Origin of the sequence: Tardiphaga sp. 768_D3_N2_1 (assembly GCF_052076105.1) — a bacterium.
Taxonomy (GTDB): domain Bacteria; phylum Pseudomonadota; class Alphaproteobacteria; order Rhizobiales; family Xanthobacteraceae; genus Tardiphaga.
In genome coordinates this window covers 3,111,734-3,125,864 of sequence record NZ_CP197245.1, presented here as the reverse complement: position 1 = coordinate 3,125,864, position 14,131 = coordinate 3,111,734, and the positions used below count along the sequence as shown (strand labels likewise).

Here is a 14,131-nt window from a genome sequence, read left to right as displayed (position 1 = left end):
GTTGACAAAAAGCCGTCCGGTTGCCCGACGGCTTTTTGTGTTCCCTGAGGTGGGGGCTTTACGGATGGATGTCTGCTAGACGGCGGCGTCGAATCTCTTGTGCGGTCTGACCCACAGCTCGGACACGTATGGGCGCTCCGGGCAATGGCATTCGCAACATCTTCGGCGGGGGGCCGTCATCCTCATCAAGCGATCTGAGAGCCGCGAGAATATCGCCGATCCTGACGGTCTCGTTGGAGCCTGGGATCTGGCGCAGCCAAGGCTTCCCCTCGACGGTGAAGGCATCCGATGCCCAAGCGGCAAGAACGCATCGCTTTTGCAGAGTGTCTAAGAAGGGATTCGCGAGAACCTCCCGCGGGTGCGTGAAGGTACTGGCGAGGAGGGAATTGGCGTGGATTTCGTTCATCGACATGGCAGATGTTGTCATGTGGGCCTCCTTACTCCTTTCGTTTAAAGGCGATTGCCGATGTAGAGTTTCGCGATCTTCGGTCAAGAGGGGCGCCAACAATTTTTGTCAGTTTCTCAGCTTGAAATAATTCGGATCATTGCCTGGCTAGACGCACCCGGCTATCTCACCAAACGCAAATGGCCGTACCCCTGTGCGAGCCTCTTGCGTGCAGCCGCCACGTCTTCGCGGTCGAGGATGTCGATCATCCTTTGCAGCGTCCATTCCGGGGGGGCGTGGGCCGGTCCAGCTGTAGTCATGGATGACTTTCTCGGCGTCGTGCAATGCCTTGGTGATGTCGATGTCGCGCATCACTCGTCCCTCGCAAGGTTGCGGTTGTTGCGCCACTTGGGGGCCTTGTCGACTGCGCGATAAACTGGCGTGCCCTTTGGGAAGAGCGCTTGCAACATGCCGAGACGGGCGAACTCAATAGGTCCGTCATACTCGGCCGCTTGGATTAGGACGTGCATCGCGTTCTGCCACGGCGGCGTCTCATACGCCTGCTTCGGTAGCCCAGTGATGTAGGTGCCGGCGTCCTGCAGGGTCGCAAGTTTACCGCCGTCGGGTAGGGCAATAGGATCGGGAAACCGGGCCGACCAGGACACAACGCAACTCCGCAACTGAACGGCGGATTCAAACGTCCTGCGGTGGATTGGTTCCCGCGGGGATGGCTTCAGCCGGCTTGCGGCGCCGCCGTTCCTCGATCGCACCCCTCTGTCGCAGGTCCGCCCTTATCTTACGGACGCTGGCTAGCGTTAAACCGAGATCGTAGGCCTTCCTTTTTACAGACGTAATGGGTCGGCCGAGCGCTGCGGCCGCACGCAGAGCTGTCGCTCCGCTACCGACCAGCTCTTTCAACCTGGCGACGTCTTCCGTATTCCATGGCTTCGCTAGGAGGCGCCTGACCATAGCTAATTCTCCGGCGGTCGCAGTTCGCCTTTCAACAAGCCCTGAGCTTTGATCAGTGGATCTGGTTCAACGGCGGCGTGGATGAAGCTGCACTTTGGGCATTCGTAGGAATGGGCAACGAGGCCGTTCTCCGGGAGGGAGCATCTGATCCAATAAGATGCGGCTCCGCAATTTGGACAGGGTAGGGTTCTGATGCGTCGCATGGCCGATACTCGTACTGGTGCCGTTACGCAGCAAGGCATAGAGCATCGTTAAAACTCTCAAGATATCGATTGGGTTCCCGACCCGTCGTCGGCTGCCTGTTGCGCCGTCGTCCACATGACCAACTCGCCGCATTCGTGCATCACGATGATGCCACTGCGCGTGTAGCTGTCACTTCAGCCCAAGCGAAGCGGCCGGCAGTGTAATCCCTTCGCCCATCTCGGTTCGGTCAGCAGGGGCGCATTTGGGGCCCCACATGATGTAGCCGCCGCTACCGTGCATCTCGATGAGGCCGCTTGAGATGAGATGATCCCGGCCAAGGGCGTATTCGGATGCGTTCGCCTTGTCTCTGCAGAGGAAGGTCGCGTTCCACGCGCCGATCGGGATCATGCCTCTCCGGTCGGCGCCGATTGCCTTTGCGATCTCCAGCAGTCGTGCTGCGGCAGCTTCAGGTTTAGCGTAGGGGCGATTTTTGACGAACTTCTCGAACTGCTTGTTCATGGTCGGCTTCTGCCACGATTCTCATGGCGACGTCTCAGTTGGACCCTGGCTTACGCTCCGAAAAGCTCTTCGCCTTTCCGTCGCGAATCGCGAGCATCATGACGGCCGTGGCATTGTCGCTGCGCTGCGGGCTTGCGGCGACAGTCTCGACGGCGCGCCAATCGATCCAGACCGCTCCGGTGGCGTCGACTTCATAGAACTGGTTTGGCTCGGGCGCCCGGGTAATCTTCTGCGTCACGACGGGCCTTTGGGGGACTGGCGCATCCTGAGCGATGGCTGGCGAAGCGATTATCATCCCGATGACGATCAGAGTGTCAGTGCGCATCGGCGCCATCCGATTTTGCGGGACCGCTCGCCACGATCTTTAATGCGTCGTCGGGCAGAGGCCGCTGAAACGCCTTCGCTTCGTCCCACGGCGCGCGCATCCATACTTCGACCTCTTCGGGTTTCGTAAGAATGACCGGCATCGCCTTACCGTGGATCGGCTTCATGAAGTTGTTGGCGTCGCAGGTCAGGAAGCCGAACAGGTCGTTGGTCGTCTCGCCTTCCTTGACCTTACGGACCGACGTCCACACGTCTTTCCACAGTCCTGCAAAACAGGCGAGCGGCCGACTCTCGTCGAGCGCGAACCAGACATTGCCGCCATAGTCCTTATTGAACTCGCTGAACGATGTGAACGGGACGATGCAGCGGTGCTCGACGCCAGTCCAACGCGTCCAATGCTTGCTTTTCAGGTTGCGGATATTCGTCACGCCGCCGTCGGGCTCCATGCGGAGCAACTCGCTGAAATCGACTGTCTTGCCCTTGGCCTCCAGTTTCGCCGCGCGCTTCTTTGTTGCTTCTAGCAGCGCATTTTGGGCTGACGGCATACCCCATCGCACCATCGCCAGCTCGCGGTCGCCGGCGCTGTTACGCACGATCGGGGCCATCTTGTCGGGGAATATCCCCGGTAAGGGCTCCAAGTTGCCCGCGCTATCCTTAGTGACGCCGAAGAGCCGGCGGATCGCATCCTGGTTCTTCGTCATCGAATAGAGATTGCACATTATGGGTCCGTTCGAAGGTGGCGCGGTCGCTCACCCAACTGTAGCAGCGTTGCGGATGGCCGTTTACCCGCCTTGACGCATTTTTGGCAGCGGAGACTGCGGGCGAGATCATGCACGAAGGTCGTCGGCGGACGTCGTAATTCAGCGAGGTCAATGTTGTTTGGCGTCTTGCATCGTGAGCACTCGATCTCAAGCCACGAGAAGCCGCCATTGATGGCCTGATCGATCGTAGGAGAGGGATCTATCGGCTCACCGTCCGCCCACATCCGCTCGTTCCAGCTTTCGCAGAGGAGGCGATCAGCCCGCCTGATCAGGGCGTCACCCTTCGACCTCATCTCGTCCGACTGCGCAGCTAAGATGCGCGTCATCCCGCGCGCTTGCCGGAGCTCTTTATTCAGAGCTTTCCGGTCGCCGCCTGATAGGGGCGTGGGGTGATATTTCGGAGCCATATGGGCATCCAGGCGCAGTCAAAATAGAAAATCAAAATGCTAGTTGGTCTCAAATGACGGCCAGCAGCCATCCTCTTCGCGGCTTCCTGTACGCTCCCTGCAACCGTTGTCGAGCAGCTTCATACCAACATCTTTCCAGATGGCATGGGATCCGTAGAGACGCACTGCATCCGCGGTCTGAATTTCCACAATGCGGTCGCATCGTCGGCAGACCACCCTCAGGACGTGGCGCGGAATCTCCGACAGGCGCCGCTGCTGAATGGGAACGCCGGTGCGGATCTGTCCGCGCGGATCTCGAATGATCGAATCCCAATAAGCTTCGGGCAGGTCGTCCGCAGGGCCCGGCGGGGGAATAAGCGGCTCGGGCACGCGGCTGGGCTTAGAAGCCAGCTTGTCCATCTGTTTGGGCGTCGGCATGCGCCAGCTTGCGGGTTTATCGCTCATGCCCTCGAATAGAACATATCAAGAACAAAAGTCGAGTCCGCAGAGGTTGAATTTCGGGGGCCTGGGAGAAGTACCGCGCGAATTTGAGTGAGTGCGTTAACCCTCTGCTAACTAGGTCGCGGCAGCCTTCGGGCATGCGGTGGACTGGAGATCTTGGGGAACTGGTAACCGCATAGAGAAGCCGCCCGGCCTGGACCCGGGCGGCTTCTTGCCCAAGCCTGGGTACTGGCCTGTTTCGATCCCTGGTGGCCCGTTTTGAAAATCACGGTGGCCTAATTTGGATACAGCAGCCACAATCCCCCTCATGCCCTTCTCTGCGATCCTAGCCCGGATAAAAAAGCTCATTCTTGTAGATGAGTCTGAGCACTACGCTGCCATCGAGCGTAGCTTTCGGGACGGCTCGTTGCATCAGCCCGTCAACCCGATGTCGGATGCTGAGCTAGCCAAGGCCATAGCTGAGTTCACGAATACGCAGCCCTCGGCCGGAAGCATCAAAATCCTGGGTGGACGCTTCAATCCAAAACAGTAAGGCCGCCGAGGTGGGCTGAGTGCGGCAGGGCTTAGTTTGATCTGGCTCAAGGAAATGTCCCCCGCCGGATCGACTTTTGGCTTCATGACTAACCACAACCAATCGAACGAGATTAAGATGAAGGAGTCTAAGCCCTCCCGACCGGAGGAGGCGCGGCGGATTGTTGAGGAATACGCGGACGATCTTCACGAGATCATTCGAAAGCTCCGCAAGATGAACTAAGGCCACCTCAGTGGGCGGTATTGGCCTTTTTCCGGCTTCAGCCGCCTAGTTTGAAAATAGCTGTGGAACTGCCTTTGGCATGTTTTTGCTTAAACTAAGGTCTGCTGCAACGCAGCGGTCTGGACTAGTATGTGGTATGGCTCTTGACCCCAACGACTATTACCTCACGACTTCTCGACGGGGTGAGTATCCTGATCGCTGGATCTGGGAGATACGCCGCAAGAGCAAACCGTTGGGCATCAAAATGATGGCAGACGGCTTTCAGTCCGAGACGGCCGCCCAATTTGCCGGGAAGCGCGCGCTGGCAGATTTTTTGTCTGACCTCGCAAAGGAAGACAAACGCATACCCGAGTAAGGTCGCCTCAGTGGGCGGCCTCTTTGGTTTTAGCTTCACTGTCACCATGGCCCAAACAGGCACTCGTTTTGGGAGAGCTTCGTCCTGAGGCGGCAGTCCCAATATTTTTTCACCATGATGCCCGCTATCAAGATAGCGAAGCACACGAGGCAAAACACTGCTAGCCGACCGTCTGCTTTCATACGGGCCATTTAAGCCGAGGGTGGGAAGGAGGGATTGGCTAGAAGGCTGATCGAATGTTGCGGCGCATGTTGACCGTCACCGGCAATAGGTCATCATTGGCACATGCGCTATGAAATGCGTTTGCTCGATACCGGCTGGACAGTTTGGGACACGCAGACAAACACGCCGGTAAGTGTGAGCGGGCGCTGGCAGACTGGCTTGGCCATCGACGGAGCAGAATTTTTGCTGCACCGCCTTAATGAGCAGAAGCAGGATGGTCTGAAACCCGGGATGTAAGTCTCACTCTGGCGGACAGCGGCAGCGCGTCACCGTATCCTTGGAACTGCGCGGGCGTGACCCCAACGACCTTACATGCTATCGCTACCACTCGGGAGACCTGACCGGGGCCGGTAAGATGGCATGCCAACCTATCTCGTTCGAATAATAGAGACCCATGACCTCGTCGGGGTCTTCTCTGCCGATAATATCGTTCAGCTCATCGACATCGTTGACGAATGCACCGAGCCAGATGAGTGCGAGTATACGCGCATGGGCCCTGGCGGCATCATGTGGGGAAGCCCGGCCATACCGATCCCGATCGCGATCCCTGAGGATGCCGATGGCGGGGAGCCAGATCCGATGCCGTGGGGTGAGGCCAGCGTTACTGAAACTTGGTGGGACTATTTCTACGGATACGCGACGTATCGCTGGAAGCGGTTCTTTCCCGACGAGCCGCCGAGGCCTAAACAACCAACGCTCCCGCAGCGTCCGGGACCAGGGCATGTGGTGCCTTTTCGAAAGAAGCGGGAATGAGGAAATTTCTTACGGGGCTCAACCTTTTCAAGGGGACGAATGAGACTGTAAATCAGCCGTCTTATGACTTCGAAGGTTCGAGTCCTTCTTCCCCCACCATTTTCAAATCGCCGACGAATTGGCCCTGCGGGGCGGCGGCGCGTAAGCAATCCGATTTTTGATGCTTGTTCTGTTGTCGGCTCCCAGCGCGGCTTCGGCGCTTGGCCGCTTCGGCGATGTCGCGTGGGAGTTCGAACAGGCAACACATTAGCCCGCAAGGTTAGGGCGGGCGGTATGCGCCATAGTCACATTGCAGGCCGAGAGGGGGACCGGATGACCCGGTGCGGTTTCTCTGTAAACTTGCCCGGCGCCAGAAATGGCGACCGGGCGTTTTCAACCGGGCGTTTTCAATTGTGCTTCGGCCTACCATCGCCATCCGCAGCGGCGACGCCCGCGATGCCACCAGCAAACCCATCGTCGCCCGCGTCGGTTGCGCCTTTGCCAACCAGGTCCATGCGGCGGTCCCCATTGCGCCGGTGTTATTAGATCCGGATGCCCTTCGGAAATTTCCGGAGCTGGCGCAATCGGCATCGCATGCACCGTTCCAACGTAACGAATGCCAACTGCACCAATCGCGGCGACTGCAAGCGTATTGCCGGCTAAGCGCAGGAACGCCCGGCGGTCTGGGATCTCCGTCATCGTCGGCTCCTTTCAATAAAGGCTCTGCTACATAGGGACCATGGTGCAGGACCCTTTAAGCTGACATCGGTGAAAACCCTAAGCTGGGAAATCATAGGATCGACCGGTTGCCTTATCGACGGATGGAAACGCAACTTCGAACTGTATGAAACAGGCCGCTTCAGCGGCGGAACAACGTGTGAAATAGCCGCTTTGTCTTATGTCCTGCATCAAGCAAACTGTGCACGGACACAACTTGCCGCGCCGCGTTGGCGCGGCCTTTTCGGAATGCGAATTTGGCTACCAGAGTTTATTGTCTGCTGACTCAATAAGCATGAGGTGGCCAGACGCTGTCCGGCTATCTCACCAAACGCAAATGGCCGTAGCCCTGCGCAAGCCTCTTGCGTGCAGCCACCACGTCTTCGCGGTCGAGGATGTCGATCATCCTGTGCAGCGTCCATTCCGGGTTGCGTGGGCCGGGCCGGCTGTAGTCGTGGATGACTTTCTCCGCGTCGTCCAATGCCTTGGTGATGATGTCGATGTCGCGCATCACCTGTCCCTCGCAAGGTTGCGATTGTTGCGCCAGTCCCTGTCGACTGAGCGATAAACTGGCGTGCCCTTTGGGAAAAGCGCTTGCAGCATGGCTAGCCGGGCAAATTCGATTGGCCCGTCGTGATCGGCGGCCTCAATCAGCACATGCATAGCATTCTGCCACGGAGCATCGTCGTGAACGGCTTTCGGGAGGTGTGTGATATAGGCGCCGGCCTCCTGTAGCGTGGTCAGCTTGTCGCCATTGGGCAGCGCGATAGGTTCTGAAAATGTCGTCGACCACGGCATCACATCCGCCTCCTGGGAAGGTGACGACGGGGGGCGGCGTGATGGCTAACGAACTCCTCAAGCGACGATGAGATGTCCTCATTGGCCAGGTCGGCTCGCCGCCGTATTTCGCTAATGACGTCCGCAGGCACGTCTCGCGCCCAGCCTTCCACAGTATTCATCGCGACCACGCGGAGCGGATCGCTGTACTGGCCAGCCATAAGGTCGGCGATGACGGTTTCCAAATCGGTGTGCTGAGCGTCGGCTTCCCGCCAGACGCAACCGCCGCGACCGAAGCAATCGAGAACGAGATAGACCGTCTCATCGATCCCGCTCGGCACGATCGATGGCGTCCCAGTCTGTCCCATACTCATTACTCCACAACGCAACAGAACACAGATTCAAATGCGCTGCTGGTGATTCGTTCCGCAATGGTCGGGAACCACTTTGCCGAATGGCGGTGTCGGTCGTAGCCGCGGTACTGCGGTGTCTGGGAAATGCAGCGATGGCGACCAACAAGCCGAGCGAATTGGCCCTGCGGGGCGGCGGCGCGTCAGCAATCCGATTTTTGGTGTTTGTTCGCTTCGCGGAGCGGGCCTGCGCTGGCCTGGTTGAAGTCGTGGCTCATGGCGGCTTCCGCATGTTCGCCGTCTCAGGATCGAAGCCAATCGCATAGACGTCCAGGACGCCAGCGTCGCGCAGCTTCCGAAGTTCGCTCGCTGCCTGCTCGAGGGTCTGCACAGTACCGTAGAATACTTTCTCCGGCTGCCTCTGAGGGGTCCCGTAGATGCTGTAGGCCACGATCGAAGAACGCTCCGTTATTGCTCAGAAAGTTTCGCGAACGATAAAACAGTCACCTGCAATTTGTCTACAAGATTAGACAACTTTGGAGGGCAACTTGCTGACCGGTTTTTCGTTCGAAGAGTTCGTTGCTGCCAAGTTAGACCGCTATGATTTCCAAAGTAGGCCGCTGCTGTTAGCCTCTGATTTTGGGGGCAATCATGACCTATCGGGTCGACGCGAAGACGGCTGGAGGCTCCATCGTAGGGGTCATTGTAGAGACTCCCCAAACGGCGCTCGCCAAGGTCAAGGAGCTTGAAGAAGACGGCTTCGACGAAGTAATCGTCAAAAACCTGGCAGGCGAGCGCATCGAACTCTACCAGTTGGTGAGCCTGGCCAGCGGCGACATCAGCTCTTCCTAGACCACGCTACGTTTTCTCTCCGTTCCGGTGCGTCATCCAAATTTTCTATGAAGCGTAAAGCAGGAACGTTCTGAGCGCGCTTCTCAGTTTGTAAGAACGAGCGAGCACCGCAAAGAAAACCCGCGGGTTAGCGCGGGTTTTCTGTTCATCATCCCAGCTTCTACAAATGCTTCACGCAAATTTATGCGAGACGTTCTTCGTCACGGTGTAGCAGGCTAGGCCTTCGGTGCCGCCTTCGCGGCCATAGCCACTGTCCTTGACGCCGCCGAATGGTGTTTCCGCCGTCGAAGCCACGAAGTGGTTGATGGTGAGATTGCCGGTCTCCACGTCGTTGGCGATCCGCTGCACGTTGTCGGCCGACTTTGTGAAGGCATAGGCGGCGAGGCCGAACGGCAATGCATTTGCCTTCGCGATGGCTTCGTCCAGATCACGGACCGGATTGACCAGCGCCAGCGGGCCGAACGGTTCTTCGTTCATCGCCAAGGCATCGTCGGGCACATCGGCGAGCACGGTGAGCGGATAGAGGAAACCGCGATTGTTGATGCGCTCGCCGCCGGCGAGTACGCGCGCGCCGCGTTTCTTGGCATCGGCCACCAGCCGCTCCATCGCATCGACTCGGCGACCATTCGCCAGTGGTCCTAGCTGCGTCGACGGATCCATGCCGTTGCCGATCTTCAATTTTGCGGCGCCTTCGGCAAAGCTCCTGGCGAAGGTCTCGTAGTGATCTTTGTGTACGAAGAAGCGCGTCGGCGCGACGCAGACCTGGCCGGCATTGCGCGACTTGGTAACGACCGATGCGGCTGCCGTCGCAACGGGATCGGCATCGTCGCACACGATCACCGGGCCATGACCGCCGAGCTCCATAATGGCCGGCTTCATCGCCTGGCCCGCCATCGCCGCGAGATGCTTGCCGACCGGCACCGAGCCGGTGAAGGTGATCAGCCGAATGGCCTGATGCGGGACAAGATAGCTGGAGATTTCGGCAGGGTCGCCGAAGACGAGGTTGAGTACGCCCGGCGGCAGGCCGGCATCATGGAACGCGCGCACGAGCTGCAATGCGCCGGCCGGCGTTTCTTCCGATGCTTTCAGAATGATCGAGCAGCCCGACGACAGCGCACCGGCAACCTTGCGGGCCGGTGAACTCATCGGAAAATTCCACGGCGAGAAGGCCGCGACCGGACCGATCGGCTGGCGATACACCGTGTGCTGCAGGCCAGGGCCGGCGGGGATCACGCGGCCATACATGCGCATGCCTTCGGTCGCGTCCCATTCGATGATCTCGCAGCCGCGCAGGATCTCGAGCCTGGCCTGATCGAGCGGCTTGCCCTGTTCGAGCACCATCGCCGTCGCCATCTCGTCGACGCGCGAGCGGATCAGTGCGGCAGCTTTCAGGATGATCTGCGCGCGCGCGTTTGGCGCTGTCTTGCGCCACAGGTTGAAGCCGCGCGTCGCCGCATCGAGCGCATCGTCGAGATCGGCTCTGGTCGCATGCGGCACGGTGCCGAGCACGCTCTCGTCGGCGGGATTGATGATCGGCGTGCCGGATGCCCGGCGCCAGTGTCCGTCCACGTATAGCTCGATGTCGGGATAGGCCATGTCGAAGTCCACTTTCCTGGTCGTCGGAAGCGGTTGACTCCGCCTCACTTGCGCGGCATCCAATCATATGTTGATATAATAGAACAAGTGTTCTGTTAGACAGAACGTTCTGGGATTGGAAGAGATCGAAGATGGGCGCGAACGGACGATGCGAGATGGCGGAGAACGCAGCGGCAAATGCCGCGACGCGCGCCATGCACGGACCGGTCGTCGCGCGTCGGGCGCGCTGAACAACAAAATCATCAAGAACATCGATTGGGAGTTGAGACATGAGAGTGCAAAGAGCTGCGGCATGGCCGCTCACGCGGCGCGCAGCGATTGCAGGCATGCTGGCGATTGGCGCGGTGACACTCGCGCCATCTGCACAAGCGCAGGACGCGTATCCGAGCAAGATGATCAGGCTGCTGGTGCCGTTCCCTGCCGGCAGCGCCACCGATGTGGAAGCGCGCTTCCTCGCCGAAAAAGTTGGCGCAGTGCTGGGCCAGAAAATCCTCGTCGACAACAAGCCGGGCGCCAATGCCAATATCGGCGCCGCGGAAGTCGCGCGCGCCGCAGGTGACGGCTACACGCTCTATCTCGCCACCAACTCCACCCATTCGGCGAATGTGCATCTCTATAACAAGATGCCGTTCGATCCCGTCGCCGACTTCACGCCGATCGCGCGCCTGACGCGCAATCCGCTGGTGATGGTGGTCAACAAGGATTTTCCGGCGAAGGACCTCAAGGAATTCATCGCCTATGGCAAGACCAATCCCGGCAAGCTGAGCTACGGTTCGGGCAACACCGGCAGCATGGCGGCGGCACAGCTGGTGCGCTCTCTCGCCAGCATCGATGCCGTGCGCATCTCCTATCCCGGCACGCCGCAGGCCATCACCGATCTGCTCGGCGGCCGCATCGAATTCGTCATCACCGATGTCGCGGTGACGCGTGAATTCATCAACAATGGCAGCCTGCGCGCGCTCGGCGTCACCACGGTGCAGAAGGTGGCGTCGCTGCCGAATGTCGCGCCGATGGCCGAGGTCGGTCTGCCCGGTTACGACTTCGCAGCCTGGAGCGGGCTGTTCGGCCCGAAGAACGTGCCGGCCGATGTGGTCGACAAGCTCAACAAGGCCTTCCTGCAGGTGATGGCGACGGATGAAGCGAAGAAGTTCTTCGCCGATATCGGACTTGAGCCCGATGTCTCGTCGCCTGCCGGCCTCGCCGAACATGTCACCAAGCAGACCGAACTGTGGGGCCGCATCATCAAGGAATCCGGCCTTGAAAAAATCTGATCCCGCCAGCGCTGCCTTCGCGCAGTTGCCCGCGTTGCTGGAGCGCGACACCGCGCTGATCCAGCGCGGCCGCCTTCTCGATGTCGATTGCCTGCTCGGTTCGACCGAACAGGCCTATCACGTCGCCATCCGCGCCGGCCGTATCATCGACATGGTGCCGGCGCCGGTGCTGATGCGCTCGTGGACCTTCGGCTATCGCGCGACGCCTGGTGCATGGACCGCCTTCTGGCAGCCGATGCCGAAGGCCGGCTGGCATGACCTGCTGTCGCTCACCAAGCGCGGCGAAGCCACGCTCGAAGGCGACATCAAGCCGTTCATGACCAACCTGCAGTATTTCAAGGATCTGCTCGCGCTGCCGCGCGGCGTTGGAGGTGCGGCTTGACCGGATATATCGAACCAATGGTCGGCCGTTATGTGCATGTCGATATCGACGGCACCATGCACCGGATCTATTTCGAGGAAGCAGGGCAGGGCATCCCCTTGGTCTGTCTGCACACTGCGGGCTCCGACAATCGCCAGTGGCGCTACATGCTGGCCGATGAGGAGTTCACGAAACACTTCCGCATCATCGCTTTCGATCTGCCCTGGCACGGCAAGTCGAACCCGCCGGCCAACTGGGACGGCAGCGAATATCAGCTGACCACAGCGCGCTACACGCGGACGATCCGCGCCTTTTGCGCGGCGCTCGATCTCGACAGACCGGTGGTGATGGGCTGCTCGATCGGCGGCCGCATCGTGCTCAATCTCGCCATCGATCACGCCAGTGAATTCCGCGCATTAATTGGACTTGAAGCCGCAGACTTTCAGGCGCCTTGGTACGACACCGCCTGGCTCAATCGCCCCGACATTCACGGCGGTGAAGTCTGCGCTGCGCTCGTCTCCGGCCTCGTCGCGCCGCAGTCTCCGGCGGAGGCGCGCATGGAAACCCTGTGGGCCTACAAGCAGGGTGGCCCCGGCGTGTTCAAGGGCGACCTCTATTTCTATCGCGTCGATGGCGACCTGCGTGGCCGCACCAAAGCGATCGATACCACGACCTGTCCGCTCTATCTGCTCACCGGTGAATATGACTTCTCCTGCATGCCTGAAGACACCGTGCGAACGGCGTCCGGCATCGTGGGTGCGGAGGTCACGGTCATGAAGCAGCTCGGTCATTTCCCGATGAGCGAGAACCCCGCGCAATTCCGGCGTTACATCGCGCCGGTGCTTGAGAAAATCCAACAACAGAAAATCTGAGGAGAGGGCATCGCATGACAACCGGGGCATTTACGACAAGTCTTTATCTATCCGCCGTACTCGTGCTGTCGGCGCAGGTCGCCAGTGCGGCCGAGACCATCAAGATCGGCGTGCTGAACGATCAGTCCGGCGTGTTCGCCGACAACGGCGGCGTCGGCTCGGTGGCGGCCGCCAAACTCGCGGCGGAAGATTTCGGCGGTGAGATCAACGGCCAGAAGATCGAGGTGGTCACCGCCGATCACCAGAACAAGCCTGACGTCGCCGCGGCTACTGCGCGCCGCTGGTTCGACACCGAGAACGTCGATATGATTGCGGATGGCGCGGCTTCGTCGGCCGGCTTTGCGATCCTCGAAGTTGCCAAGCAGAAGAACAAGATCTTCACCATCAGCGGCCCGGGCTCATCGGACTTCACCGGCAAGGCCTGTTCGCCGGTCTCGTTTCACTTCAACTATGACACCTATGCGCTGTCGAAGCTGACTTCTGAGGCCATCACCAAGGCCGGGGGCAACACCTGGTATTTCATCTCCGCCGACTATGCCTTTGGACACGCCTTGCAGCGGGATGCGACGAAGTTCATCGAGGGGGCTGGCGGCAAGGTGATCGGCTCATCCGCGCATCCGCTGGGCACCACCGACATGGCCTCGTTCCTGTTGCAGGCGCAGGGCTCCAAGGCCAAGGTCGTCGGCTTGGCCACGTCGGGCGCTGACGTGCAGACCGCCATCAAGCAGGCCGGCGAATTCGGCATCGTCGAGAGCGGCCAGCAGCTTGCCGGTCTTCTTGTCTTCATTACCGACGTCAACGCGCTCGGTCTCAAGGCGACGCAGGGCCTGCAGGTCACGACCTCGTTTTACTGGGACCTGAACGACGAGACCCGCGCCTGGACCAAGCGTTACTTCGCGCTGACCAACAACAAGGTCCCCAGCATGGTGCAGGCCGGCGTCTATAGCGGCGTGCATCATTATCTTGCAGCCGTGAAGGCCGCTGGCACCAAGGACCCCGCCGTCGTTGCCAGGAAGATGCACGAGATGAAGGTCAACGACATGTACAACAAGGACGTTACCGTGCGTCCCGATGGCCGTGTGCTGCACAACATGTATCTGGTGCAGGTGAAGAAGCCGGAAGAATCGAAGTACAAATACGACTACTACAAGGTCGTCACGACTTCGCCCGGCGAACAGGCTTTCCGCCCGATGAGCGAAGGCAACTGCCCGCTTGTCAAGGGCTGAACGGTTCAACATCCCGCGGACGCGGTCATGCCGCGTCCGCCCTCTGATCTCGATCTG

20 protein-coding genes are annotated in these 14,131 nt (G+C 59.7%); 9 read left to right on the top strand and 11 right to left on the bottom strand.

What is annotated here, in order from left to right:
- Window positions 1-58: 58 nt before the first annotated feature.
- The 7 genes from AB8A27_RS14645 to AB8A27_RS14615 all read right to left on the bottom strand — a co-directional run bounded on the left by AB8A27_RS14645 (window position 59) and on the right by AB8A27_RS14615 (window position 3,992).
- Entirely contained in the window at window positions 59-427 is a 369-nt protein-coding gene (locus AB8A27_RS14645; RefSeq protein ID WP_441242514.1) for a hypothetical protein, read from the bottom strand.
- A 329-nt stretch (window positions 428-756) separates the two neighbouring features.
- Window positions 757-1,050: a hypothetical protein gene (locus AB8A27_RS14640; RefSeq protein WP_441242513.1), complete on the bottom strand. Its 294-nt coding sequence runs from the start codon at window positions 1,048-1,050 to the stop codon at window positions 757-759.
- A gap of 676 nt (window positions 1,051-1,726) precedes the next feature.
- Window positions 1,727-2,056 carry a hypothetical protein gene (locus AB8A27_RS14635; protein WP_441242512.1) on the bottom strand — a complete coding sequence of 110 codons (330 nt, stop codon included), beginning with the start codon at window positions 2,054-2,056 and terminating at the stop codon, window positions 1,727-1,729.
- A gap of 34 nt (window positions 2,057-2,090) precedes the next feature.
- Window positions 2,091-2,381, bottom strand: coding sequence for a hypothetical protein (locus AB8A27_RS14630; RefSeq protein WP_441242511.1), 291 nt, complete (start codon window positions 2,379-2,381; stop codon window positions 2,091-2,093).
- Complete coding sequence (locus tag AB8A27_RS14625; RefSeq protein WP_441242510.1) at window positions 2,371-3,099, bottom strand: SOS response-associated peptidase; 729 nt, start codon at window positions 3,097-3,099, stop codon at window positions 2,371-2,373. The genes AB8A27_RS14630 and AB8A27_RS14625 overlap by 11 nt, the downstream gene beginning before the upstream one ends.
- Entirely contained in the window at window positions 3,099-3,548 is a 450-nt protein-coding gene (locus tag AB8A27_RS14620) for a hypothetical protein (protein ID WP_441242509.1), read from the bottom strand. The genes AB8A27_RS14625 and AB8A27_RS14620 overlap by 1 nt, the downstream gene beginning before the upstream one ends.
- A 39-nt stretch (window positions 3,549-3,587) precedes the next feature.
- Entirely contained in the window at window positions 3,588-3,992 is a 405-nt protein-coding gene (locus AB8A27_RS14615; protein WP_441242508.1) for a hypothetical protein, read from the bottom strand.
- Between the two features lie 887 nt (window positions 3,993-4,879).
- On the opposite strand from AB8A27_RS14615, the gene AB8A27_RS14610 reads away from it, so the two are divergent.
- From AB8A27_RS14610 to AB8A27_RS14600, 3 genes are all read left to right on the top strand, one after another.
- The gene (locus tag AB8A27_RS14610) at window positions 4,880-5,098 is read left to right on the top strand and encodes a DUF3622 domain-containing protein (RefSeq protein ID WP_441242507.1); all 219 of its coding nucleotides are present in this window, start codon (window positions 4,880-4,882) and stop codon (window positions 5,096-5,098) included.
- 285 nt (window positions 5,099-5,383) lie between these two features.
- Window positions 5,384-5,557, top strand: coding sequence for a hypothetical protein (locus AB8A27_RS14605; protein ID WP_441242506.1), 174 nt, complete (start codon window positions 5,384-5,386; stop codon window positions 5,555-5,557).
- Window positions 5,558-5,680: 123 nt separating this feature from the next.
- The gene (locus tag AB8A27_RS14600) at window positions 5,681-6,073 is read left to right on the top strand and encodes a hypothetical protein (RefSeq protein WP_441242505.1); all 393 of its coding nucleotides are present in this window, start codon (window positions 5,681-5,683) and stop codon (window positions 6,071-6,073) included.
- 1,015 nt (window positions 6,074-7,088) lie between these two features.
- Here the strand turns inward: AB8A27_RS14600 and AB8A27_RS14595 are convergent.
- Genes AB8A27_RS14595 through AB8A27_RS14585 form a run of 3 tightly spaced genes read right to left on the bottom strand, consistent with a single transcriptional unit; the run spans window position 7,089 to window position 7,914 of the window.
- Window positions 7,089-7,280: a hypothetical protein gene (locus tag AB8A27_RS14595; protein ID WP_092151803.1), complete on the bottom strand. Its 192-nt coding sequence runs from the start codon at window positions 7,278-7,280 to the stop codon at window positions 7,089-7,091.
- Window positions 7,280-7,567, bottom strand: a complete 288-nt coding sequence (locus tag AB8A27_RS14590; RefSeq protein WP_441242504.1) for a hypothetical protein — start codon at window positions 7,565-7,567, stop codon at window positions 7,280-7,282. Before AB8A27_RS14590 ends, AB8A27_RS14595 begins: the two co-directional genes overlap by 1 nt.
- Entirely contained in the window at window positions 7,567-7,914 is a 348-nt protein-coding gene (locus AB8A27_RS14585) for a hypothetical protein (protein ID WP_441242503.1), read from the bottom strand. The genes AB8A27_RS14590 and AB8A27_RS14585 overlap by 1 nt, the downstream gene beginning before the upstream one ends.
- 137 nt (window positions 7,915-8,051) lie before the next feature.
- Here AB8A27_RS14585 and AB8A27_RS14580 point away from each other — a divergent pair, with 137 nt between their 5' ends.
- Window positions 8,052-8,222: a hypothetical protein gene (locus tag AB8A27_RS14580; RefSeq protein ID WP_441242502.1), complete on the top strand. Its 171-nt coding sequence runs from the start codon at window positions 8,052-8,054 to the stop codon at window positions 8,220-8,222.
- Window positions 8,223-8,547: 325 nt separating this feature from the next.
- Entirely contained in the window at window positions 8,548-8,748 is a 201-nt protein-coding gene (locus AB8A27_RS14575; RefSeq protein WP_441242501.1) for a hypothetical protein, read from the top strand.
- 171 nt (window positions 8,749-8,919) lie between these two features.
- Here the strand turns inward: AB8A27_RS14575 and AB8A27_RS14570 are convergent, their stop codons facing one another.
- Window positions 8,920-10,344, bottom strand: a complete 1,425-nt coding sequence (locus AB8A27_RS14570; RefSeq protein WP_441242500.1) for an NAD-dependent succinate-semialdehyde dehydrogenase — start codon at window positions 10,342-10,344, stop codon at window positions 8,920-8,922.
- A 269-nt stretch (window positions 10,345-10,613) separates the two neighbouring features.
- Here AB8A27_RS14570 and AB8A27_RS14565 point away from each other — a divergent pair, with 269 nt between their 5' ends.
- Genes AB8A27_RS14565 through AB8A27_RS14550 form a run of 4 tightly spaced genes read left to right on the top strand, consistent with a single transcriptional unit; the run spans window position 10,614 to window position 14,074 of the window.
- Window positions 10,614-11,615 carry a Bug family tripartite tricarboxylate transporter substrate binding protein gene (locus AB8A27_RS14565; RefSeq protein WP_441242499.1) on the top strand — a complete coding sequence of 334 codons (1,002 nt, stop codon included), beginning with the start codon at window positions 10,614-10,616 and terminating at the stop codon, window positions 11,613-11,615.
- Window positions 11,602-11,997 carry a hypothetical protein gene (locus tag AB8A27_RS14560; RefSeq protein WP_441242498.1) on the top strand — a complete coding sequence of 132 codons (396 nt, stop codon included), beginning with the start codon at window positions 11,602-11,604 and terminating at the stop codon, window positions 11,995-11,997. The genes AB8A27_RS14565 and AB8A27_RS14560 overlap by 14 nt, the downstream gene beginning before the upstream one ends.
- Window positions 11,994-12,848: an alpha/beta fold hydrolase gene (locus tag AB8A27_RS14555; protein WP_441242497.1), complete on the top strand. Its 855-nt coding sequence runs from the start codon at window positions 11,994-11,996 to the stop codon at window positions 12,846-12,848. The genes AB8A27_RS14560 and AB8A27_RS14555 overlap by 4 nt, the downstream gene beginning before the upstream one ends.
- A 14-nt stretch (window positions 12,849-12,862) precedes the next feature.
- Window positions 12,863-14,074, top strand: a complete 1,212-nt coding sequence (locus tag AB8A27_RS14550; protein ID WP_441242496.1) for an ABC transporter substrate-binding protein — start codon at window positions 12,863-12,865, stop codon at window positions 14,072-14,074.
- Window positions 14,075-14,131 lie beyond the last annotated feature (57 nt).

Excerpts from the sequence above, each read along its gene's own strand:
- AB8A27_RS14645 (WP_441242514.1), bottom strand. The coding sequence starts at position 427 with ATGACAACATCTGCCATGTCGATGAACGAAATCCACGCCAATTCCCTC.
- AB8A27_RS14610 (WP_441242507.1), top strand. The coding sequence starts at position 4,880 with ATGGCTCTTGACCCCAACGACTATTACCTCACGACTTCTCGACGGGGT.
- AB8A27_RS14615 (WP_441242508.1), bottom strand. The coding sequence starts at position 3,992 with ATGAGCGATAAACCCGCAAGCTGGCGCATGCCGACGCCCAAACAGATG.
- AB8A27_RS14575 (WP_441242501.1), top strand. The coding sequence starts at position 8,548 with ATGACCTATCGGGTCGACGCGAAGACGGCTGGAGGCTCCATCGTAGGG.
- AB8A27_RS14570 (WP_441242500.1), bottom strand. The coding sequence starts at position 10,344 with ATGGCCTATCCCGACATCGAGCTATACGTGGACGGACACTGGCGCCGG.
- AB8A27_RS14605 (WP_441242506.1), top strand. The coding sequence starts at position 5,384 with ATGCGCTATGAAATGCGTTTGCTCGATACCGGCTGGACAGTTTGGGAC.
- AB8A27_RS14600 (WP_441242505.1), top strand. The coding sequence starts at position 5,681 with ATGCCAACCTATCTCGTTCGAATAATAGAGACCCATGACCTCGTCGGG.
- AB8A27_RS14585 (WP_441242503.1), bottom strand. The coding sequence starts at position 7,914 with ATGGGACAGACTGGGACGCCATCGATCGTGCCGAGCGGGATCGATGAG.
- AB8A27_RS14580 (WP_441242502.1), top strand. The coding sequence starts at position 8,052 with ATGGCGACCAACAAGCCGAGCGAATTGGCCCTGCGGGGCGGCGGCGCG.
- AB8A27_RS14590 (WP_441242504.1), bottom strand. The coding sequence starts at position 7,567 with ATGCCGTGGTCGACGACATTTTCAGAACCTATCGCGCTGCCCAATGGC.
- AB8A27_RS14595 (WP_092151803.1), bottom strand. The coding sequence starts at position 7,280 with ATGCGCGACATCGACATCATCACCAAGGCATTGGACGACGCGGAGAAA.
- AB8A27_RS14625 (WP_441242510.1), bottom strand. The coding sequence starts at position 3,099 with ATGTGCAATCTCTATTCGATGACGAAGAACCAGGATGCGATCCGCCGG.
- AB8A27_RS14565 (WP_441242499.1), top strand. The coding sequence starts at position 10,614 with ATGAGAGTGCAAAGAGCTGCGGCATGGCCGCTCACGCGGCGCGCAGCG.
- AB8A27_RS14550 (WP_441242496.1), top strand. The coding sequence starts at position 12,863 with ATGACAACCGGGGCATTTACGACAAGTCTTTATCTATCCGCCGTACTC.
- AB8A27_RS14620 (WP_441242509.1), bottom strand. The coding sequence starts at position 3,548 with ATGGCTCCGAAATATCACCCCACGCCCCTATCAGGCGGCGACCGGAAA.
- AB8A27_RS14630 (WP_441242511.1), bottom strand. The coding sequence starts at position 2,381 with ATGCGCACTGACACTCTGATCGTCATCGGGATGATAATCGCTTCGCCA.
- AB8A27_RS14635 (WP_441242512.1), bottom strand. The coding sequence starts at position 2,056 with ATGAACAAGCAGTTCGAGAAGTTCGTCAAAAATCGCCCCTACGCTAAA.